Annotated in this window: 7 protein-coding genes; 1 reads left to right on the plus strand and 6 read right to left on the minus strand. The window is 43.9% G+C overall.

Features of this window, described 5'->3' with window-relative positions:
- Window positions 1–179: 179 nt before the first annotated feature.
- The 6 genes from HOO90_RS08750 to leuC all read right to left on the minus strand — a co-directional run bounded on the left by HOO90_RS08750 (window position 180) and on the right by leuC (window position 7,673).
- On the minus strand, window positions 180–3,032 hold the full coding sequence (locus tag HOO90_RS08750; protein ID WP_292842143.1) for a FimV/HubP family polar landmark protein: 2,853 nt from the start codon (window positions 3,030–3,032) through the stop codon (window positions 180–182).
- A 201-nt stretch (window positions 3,033–3,233) separates the two neighbouring features.
- Complete coding sequence (asd, locus tag HOO90_RS08755; RefSeq protein WP_292842145.1) at window positions 3,234–4,346, minus strand: aspartate-semialdehyde dehydrogenase; 1,113 nt, start codon at window positions 4,344–4,346, stop codon at window positions 3,234–3,236.
- A gap of 20 nt (window positions 4,347–4,366) precedes the next feature.
- Window positions 4,367–4,483 carry an entericidin A/B family lipoprotein gene (locus HOO90_RS08760; protein WP_292842147.1) on the minus strand — a complete coding sequence of 39 codons (117 nt, stop codon included), beginning with the start codon at window positions 4,481–4,483 and terminating at the stop codon, window positions 4,367–4,369.
- A gap of 42 nt (window positions 4,484–4,525) precedes the next feature.
- On the minus strand, window positions 4,526–5,590 hold the full coding sequence (leuB, locus tag HOO90_RS08765) for a 3-isopropylmalate dehydrogenase (RefSeq protein WP_292842156.1): 1,065 nt from the start codon (window positions 5,588–5,590) through the stop codon (window positions 4,526–4,528).
- Window positions 5,591–5,615: 25 nt separating this feature from the next.
- Complete coding sequence (gene leuD / locus HOO90_RS08770; RefSeq protein WP_292842149.1) at window positions 5,616–6,254, minus strand: 3-isopropylmalate dehydratase small subunit; 639 nt, start codon at window positions 6,252–6,254, stop codon at window positions 5,616–5,618.
- A gap of 12 nt (window positions 6,255–6,266) precedes the next feature.
- Window positions 6,267–7,673 (minus strand): 3-isopropylmalate dehydratase large subunit, encoded by a 1,407-nt coding sequence (leuC, locus tag HOO90_RS08775; RefSeq protein ID WP_292842151.1) that lies wholly within the window; start codon window positions 7,671–7,673, stop codon window positions 6,267–6,269.
- Between the two features lie 116 nt (window positions 7,674–7,789).
- On the opposite strand from leuC, the gene HOO90_RS08780 reads away from it, so the two are divergent.
- The coding region (locus HOO90_RS08780) for a helix-turn-helix transcriptional regulator (protein ID WP_292842154.1) at window positions 7,790–8,034 on the plus strand (245 nt) is incomplete at its 3' end.

Consider the following 8,034-nt stretch of genomic DNA (forward strand, 5'->3'; position numbering starts at 1 on the left):
AAATAACAATATTTTAATAACTGGATGCATCGTTAAAATTAAAGCGTATTAAAGTCTAAAGTGTGATTTTAGGATGTTGGATGAAAGTCGTTATAAATTGATGTTGACCAGCAATTTATAACGACTATTTTAAATAAAAAAGCCGAGCTTTATGCTCGGCTTTTTTATTTAATTTACAATTAAGCTAAGCTATCCAACAATTGTTGCGCGCGTAATTGTTGTTGAGTTCCGCCTTCTTTTAACACTTCCTCTAAAAGCTCACGCGCACCTTCTTTATCGTCCATATCAATATAAGCCGCTACCAAATCTAATTTGATATTCACATCTTGCGATTCATTCTCATTAATGGCTGAATTATTGCTCGCTGCACTTGGCATTGCAACCGATTTTTCTGCAGGCAACTCAGTTTCAGCATCGCTTAAACTCAAATCAATCTCGGATAAATCAAAATTATTTGCTTCTAAAGTGTTTGATTGATCTGAATTGCTCGAACTAGTTGCAGATTTTTCAATAGACGGCAGATCAAATGAAATTTCATTAGCATCGAATGCCGCTTGTGGTTCGGCAATTAAATTCTCGCTCTCAACTGAAAAATCCAAATCGAATGAAACATCTTCAATTGCAGCCAATGGAATTGCGGCTTCTGGCTTTTCAATTTCAACTATCGCTTGTTCTGTAGGATTGTCTGCTGGCAAATTAAAATCTATGTCGAAGTCAGTTAGCGGTACATCTGCAGTAGGTGTATCTGTAACTACTTTTAATGCAGAAATATCTTCATCATTGAGCGTAAGTTCTTCCGCTGATTCAACTTCGGTTTCAAAAGTAGGATTTTCAGTTTTAAAATCACCCAAGTCAAAATCCATTGAGTTGTCAGCTAAATCTTGCTCTGTATTTTGTCCAGCAGTAAAACTTTGCGCCACCACTGAATTAGCATCTTCTATCACTGGAAGGCTTTCTGCAGAAGCTGGACTATCATCTAGCGAGAAATCTAGGCTGGAGCTGAATGAACTCTCACTCTCAACCGCATCAGCCTCTTCAGTTTTCCCGCCCGCCAATTTTTCAGTTACAAGGCTAGCGCTAAGAGCCGATTTACTCAAATTGTACAGTGGATTACCGGGTTCCAATGTGACACCTATCGCCGCAACTTTTTCCCAAGTTGGATCTTCCGCTCCAAGCGTTGTATAAAGTTCACCAGCAATTGCTTCAAAGGCCGAGGTATCTTTACGGGCGGCATACATTTCGAGTAACTTCAAATGTAACTCATAGCGCTTAGGCTCTTTAGAAATCGCATCTTTCAATATTTCTTCTGCCTGCGCATCACGGCCATAAGCCATGTAAACTTCAGCTTCCGCAATCGGATCTACATCATTTGTATCAATCATGCTGCCATCAGCACTTTGTGCAAAGTCTGTCAAGAATGATGTGTCCGACATACTTGCATTTCCGGTAGTGTTCCCAAAAACAGTGTTTGCACGCAACCCGCCAGAAGTTAAAATTCCACGCTCAAAGCTATCTAAATCCTTCCTGCGTTTGTTGCGTAAAAACATCCAACCAGCTCCAAGCAATGCTACGCCTCCAGCACCACTTAAAACGGTCAAGTCAACTGAGTTTAGCAATCCTGCTAGAAAGCCCGACTCCTCTTGGGCTGCTGCTTCAACAGGAGCTTGAACGGCTGGAGTTTGTTTTACTTTAGCAGCTTCTGGCGTTGATACCGGTGCCGTTTCAGCTGGTTTTTCTATTGCGGCAGGTGTTTCTACTTTTGGCGTTTCTTCTGCTTTTGGCGTATCTACCGTGGCTACTTTTGTTTCGGAATCTTTTGTGGCTGCTTCTGCATTTTTTTGCAATTCTGTCATTGACTGATTTTTCAGCGCAATCAACTTTTGCATATCTTCAATTTGCTTTTCTAAAGCGGCTGTTCGCTCGGTTGCTTCTTTTAAAGATTTTTCACGGGCTGTTGTTTCTTCTTGTAATGCAATAATTTTAGCTTCAACAGATTTAGCGGCTTCATTTCCGCCTTTACCACCGGCTTTTTCTCCTGCAGAAAGTTTAACCACATCTTGCGGACCTACCTTGGCTGGAGCTGCCTTATCTTCTGCAGTCGCGATTTTACCTGATGAAGATTGCTTTTGTTCGGGTTCGGAAATTTCTGGTTGAGCTGCCACATTGCCTGCCAATGCATTGCGGTAAGCATTCCAGTTTACCGAATGTACTTTAATGGTTTTCTTTGCTTCTTGGCTATCAATCGCAGTTAGGGCATCTTTACTTGGCACTTTAATAATTTGTCCAACTTTCAGACGATTCATGTTGCCATTAGTGAAGGCATCTTTATTGTTCTCATACAGACCTGCCAACATTTGATCCAAACTCACACCTTCGACTTGTGTTGCTTTTGCGATTGAACTTAGCGTATCTCCACGCTTAGTAGTTAGTTCTTGATCGCCATTTGTGATTTCAGTAGTCTTAGCGGCATCATCAATTACTACCGTTTTAGCAATTGCTCTTTTCGACTTTTTGGCCTTTTTAACGGCTTGCTGAGGCACTTCAACTGGCTCGACCACATTGCCACTTTGGCCATTTGCAGAAAAACCATTGCTCTGATTATTGGATTGGTTATTGTTTACACTTGAATTATTTAGCTCAGCCTGCGTGATGGGCATTGCGGCATTAGCATCAGACGGTTTATAACCCGGCGGATCTAATAGCACCGTGTATTCACGTTGCAATCGACCTGACGCCCAATCTACTTGCAACAACACGTCTAAATAGGGATCGCTTACCGGTTGGCTCGAACGTAATCGAATGACCGGTGCGCCATTGCTATTTTTAGCCAGCTCGACTTTGATATTATTGTGAATGCCTGAGCGGGGAATACCTTGCTGCGCATAAGCATCTTCAGAACCAATCGTAGCAACTAAGGTTGCTAACTCTTCTGGGGTAGCCGATATAAGCTCAACCTCAGCCCTAAGTGGCTCACCTATACCTGAACTGACATTCAATTTGCCTAAGCCAGCCGCATAGTTAGATAACGGCATAAGTGCCAAGCACACAGCCACAGAAATTTGCTTTAATTTAGATTTACGCACATTTAGCCCTTGATCAAACTTTAATCCCAAATATTAAAATAACATCAAATAGTTAGCTATGCAAGCTGATAATGCACATTATATTCAGAGGCCATCTACATGCTACATTTGGATGCTATTTTTTTAACAATAGCATCCAAATCATTCAAATTATTTCTCTATTAAAATCCGCAGCATACGACGTAATGGCTCGGCAGCACCCCAAAGCAACTGATCGCCTACGGTAAAGGCTGACAAATAGTCATTGCCCATATTCAATTTACGCAAACGGCCTACTGGCGTATATAAAGTACCAGTCACGGTAGCAGGTGTCAGTTCACGCATACTTGCTTCACGCTCGTTTGGAATCACTTTTGCCCACTGATTAGCTTCGGCTAACATGTGATTGATTTCATCCAAAGGCACGTCTTTTGTCAGTTTGATTGTCAGCGCTTGGCTATGACATCGCATCGCACCTATACGCACACACAGACCGTCAATAATGATTGGATTCGCTTCGCGGCCCAAAATTTTATTAGTCTCAGCACCCCCTTTCCACTCCTCTTTACTTTGACCATTGCCCAAGTCTTTATCAATCCAAGGAATCAAGCTGCCAGCCAACGGCACGCCAAAATGTGAGGTTGGAAATTTATCATCTCGCAAAGTGCCTGCGACTTCCCGGTCAATATCTAATATCGCTGAAGCTGGATCTTTTAAAAACTCACTCGCAACACGATGCGCCTCACCCATTTGTTTAAGCAATTCGCGCATATTTTGCGCACCGGCCCCAGAAGCCGCTTGATATGTCATTGAAGTTGCCCATTGCACTAAGTCGGCTTTAAACAAGCCATTTAATGCCATCAACATTAATGAAACGGTACAATTACCCCCTACCCAGTTTTTATTTCCATGAGCATAGGCATCTTGGATGACGTGCATATTCACAGGGTCGAGAATAATGACCGCATCTTTTTCCATACGCAAAGTGGAAGCCGCATCAATCCAATGCCCAGCCCAGCCTTCAGCACGTAACTTAGGGAACATTTCACTGGTGTAATCGCCGCCTTGGCAAGACACAATCGCATCCATCGCCTTTAAATCAGCAATGCTCATTGCGTCTTTTAATGGCGCAGAGTCTTTACCTACATTAGGTGCGTTTCCACCTACTTGCGAAGTAGTAAAAAACTGCGGCTCAATTAGCGCGAAATCACTTTCTTCCATCATGCGTTGCATAAGGACAGAACCGACCATACCGCGCCAACCAACAAAACCTACTTTTAACATTTCCAATCCAATACCAACTGTTATTTACTTGATTTTTGAACGGCTTCACCGGCTTTTTCAAGATCTTTTCCAACACCACCAATGGTGTTGCATGCACCAAGTGTCAACACCAGCAAAATCAACGTGAAATATTTCATAATAAGGACTCCTTGATAAGTGAATTAAATTTCAATTATAAATTACAATGCAGCGACGATTTGGTCGCCCATTTCTGAGCATGATACACGCTTCATGCCTTCTTCATAAATGTCGCCTGTACGGTAACCTGCCGCCAATACTTTCTTAATCGCGTTTTCAATGCGCACAGCTGCGGCTTCATTATCAAAGGTGTAGCGTAACATCATGGCTACTGAAAGCACAGTTGCAATTGGGTTGGCTAAGTTTTTACCTGCAATATCAGGAGCTGAACCATGTGATGGCTCGTATAAACCCTTTTTAGTTTCGTTCAAACTTGCTGAAGCCAACATACCGATAGAGCCTGTTAACATTGAAGCTTCATCAGACAAGATGTCACCGAAAATGTTGCCCGTCACCATCACGTCAAATTGTTTTGGATTGCGAATGAGTTGCATGGCCGCGTTATCCACGTACATGTGGCTTAACTCGACTTCTGGATATTCTTTAGCCACATCAATCACAATTTCTTTCCAGAACTCTGTGGTTTCGAGTACGTTGGCTTTATCGACTGAGCAAAGCTTTTTGCCACGCTTCATGGCTATACCAAACGCCACATGCGCAATTCGGCGCACTTCAGATTCTTTATAAATCATGGTGTTAAAACCTTCACGCTCGCCTTCTTCATTCACGCGCATACCACGTGGTTGACCAAAGTACACATCACCTGTGAGTTCGCGCACAATCATGATATCCAAGCCAGCTACCACTTCTGGTTTTAGTGTGGATGCATTGGCTAACTCTGGGTACAACACCGCAGGGCGCAAGTTTGCAAACAAACCTAGATCTTTACGAATACCCAATAAGCCGCGCTCAGGGCGTAACGGGCGATCTAAGTTGTCATATTGTGGGCCACCAACTGCACCCAGCAATACCGCATCGGCAGCACGGCAAATTTTTTGCGTGAATTCTGGGTATGGGTGACCGTATTGGTCATAAGCCTGACCGCCCAAAGGCGCATCCGTAAAGGTCATGTCCATACCTTCGTTTTTGAGTACATCTAACACGCGCAAAGCTTGTTTGATAATCTCTGGGCCGATGCCGTCACCGGGTAATACTGCGATATTCATTGTCATTTTTTTAAATCCTTATCAATTAAGCAAATAGCCAAGGTTGTGCTGATTTATGTTTGCCTTCAAACGCCTTAATCTTTTCCGCATGCAATAATGTTAAGCCAATTTCGTCCAAACCATTCAACAAGTTATGTTTTGAGGTTGGGTGTATATCAAACGTGAATGTTTCGCCAGATGGTAAAGTCACAGTTTGAGAAGGCAAGTCTACGTTTAAGGTGTAACCTTCAGTCGCTTCGCACTCTTTAAACAACTTATCAACGATGGCATGACTCGCCACAATCGGCAACATGCCATTTTTGTAGCAATTGTTAAAGAAAATATCCGCGTAACTTGGCGCAATAATCACACGGAAACCGTAGTCTTCGATCGCCCAAGGCGCATGCTCACGGCTTGAGCCGCAACCAAAATTCTCGCGCGCCAACATAATTTGCGCGCCTTTGTAACGAGGCTGATTCAGCACAAAGTCTGTGTTCAATGGACGATTCGTACAATCCATACCAGGTTCGCCGTGGTCTTTGTAACGCCACTCATCAAACAAATAAGGGCCAAAGCCAGAACGTTTAATACTCTTTAAAAACTGCTTTGGAATAATCGCGTCAGTATCAATATTGGCGCGGTCTATCGGGCAAGCTAAGCCTTTTAATTGGGTAAATGCTTTCATTTTCGATTCCTTTTACAAACTGCGCACGTCAACAAAATGGCCTGCAACTGCCGCGGCAACTGCCATGGCTGGGCTGACTAAGTGCGTACGCCCGCCTTGACCTTGGCGACCTTCAAAGTTACGGTTTGAGGTTGAAGCACAACGCTCACCTGGGCTGAGTCTGTCTGCGTTCATCGCTAAACACATACTGCACCCTGGCTCGCGCCATTCAAAACCTGCTTCGATAAATATTTTGTCTAAGCCTTCTTCTTCCGCCATGCGTTTTACTTGGCCTGAGCCTGGCACTACCATGGCTAATTGAATGGAACTAGCTACTTTTTTACCTTTAGCCACCACCGCTGCAGCGCGTAAGTCTTCAATTCGGCTATTGGTGCAAGAGCCGATAAAGATTTTATCAAGCTTAATTTGTTCAATCGGTGTATTCGCAGTTAAGCCCATGTATTTCAATGCATTTTCAATACTGGTGCGTTTGGTTGCATCTTTTTCTTGGGCTGGATCTGGTACGCGACCGTTAATTGGCAATACTTGCTCTGGAGAAGTACCCCAAGTCACTTGCGGGGCAATTTCAGCACCTTTTAACTCAACAACGCTATCGAATGTTGCATCTGCATCGCTCGCTAAGGTATTCCAATAAGCAACCGCTTTATCCCAATCTGCTGGTTTTGGCGCGTACTGACGACCTTTTAAGTATTCGGCTGTTTTCGCATCTGGCGCAATAATGCCAGCGCGTGCGCCCGCTTCAATCGCCATGTTACAAATTGTCATGCGACCTTCCATGCTGAGTGAACGAATCACTTCACCGCCAAACTCAATCGCAAAGCCATTGCCGCCAGCTGTGCCAATTTTCCCAATCACGGCCAAGGCCACGTCTTTTGCGGTTACGCCTTTGCCTAATTGACCATCCACCTTCACCAACATGCGTTTAGATTTTTTGGCGATTAAGGTTTGGGTCGCTAATACGTGCTCTACTTCAGAAGTACCAATGCCGTGCGCCAATGCACCAAATGCACCATGGGTGGATGTATGACTATCGCCACACACCACCGTCATGCCTGGCAAGGTCGTACCATTTTCAGGCCCAATCACATGGATAATGCCTTGATTGGCATGTTTAAATGGAAAGTACACTAACGCGCCGGTTTCTTTGATGTTGCTATCAAGCGTTTCCACTTGCAAACGTGAAATTGGGTCTTCAATGCCTTTAGCCCAATCTTTAGTCGGCGTATTGTGGTCAGGATTCGCGACAATCGTATCCGCACGCCATGGTTTTCGATTTGCCAAACGCAAGCCTTCAAATGCTTGCGGGCTAGTCACTTCATGAACCAAGTGCCTATCAATATAAATCAAACATGTGCCGTCTGCATCTTCATGCACGACATGCGAATCCCATAATTTATCGTAAAGCGTTTTTCCCGCCATAGTTCACTCCTAAAAGAGATAATAATTACTAACTTACCGAACGATACGCGCTTTTCAATACCCTGACAAGAATATAGTTTATACTAGTACAGAAACTAATAGGATAGGTAAATTTGATGGATACTAGACGCAAAGAACTTGCTGAATTTTTACAAGCAATGCGCCAACGTGGAGCCCCTGAGGCCTTTGGTTTCCCCTCAGGGGCTCGCAGGCGCACACAAGGTTTACGACGTGAAGAAGTCGCACAGTTAGCTAACATTAGCGCTACTTGGTACACCTGGATAGAGCAAGGACGTGAGGTGAATGTGTCTGCTGAAACTTTGGATAGGCTAGCGCTTGCGCTAAAGCTCTCCAAATCAGA

This window comes from Methylotenera sp. (assembly GCF_013141425.1).
Lineage (GTDB): Bacteria > Pseudomonadota > Gammaproteobacteria > Burkholderiales > Methylophilaceae > Methylotenera.

Bases quoted from the DNA above. Each gene is read 5' to 3' on its own strand.
- leuD (WP_292842149.1), bottom strand. From the start codon at position 6,254: ATGAAAGCATTTACCCAATTAAAAGGCTTAGCTTGCCCGATAGACCGC.
- leuC (WP_292842151.1), bottom strand. From the start codon at position 7,673: ATGGCGGGAAAAACGCTTTACGATAAATTATGGGATTCGCATGTCGTG.
- HOO90_RS08750 (WP_292842143.1), bottom strand. From the start codon at position 3,032: ATGCCGTTATCTAACTATGCGGCTGGCTTAGGCAAATTGAATGTCAGT.
- leuB (WP_292842156.1), bottom strand. From the start codon at position 5,590: ATGAATATCGCAGTATTACCCGGTGACGGCATCGGCCCAGAGATTATC.
- HOO90_RS08760 (WP_292842147.1), bottom strand. From the start codon at position 4,483: ATGAAATATTTCACGTTGATTTTGCTGGTGTTGACACTTGGTGCATGC.
- asd (WP_292842145.1), bottom strand. From the start codon at position 4,346: ATGTTAAAAGTAGGTTTTGTTGGTTGGCGCGGTATGGTCGGTTCTGTC.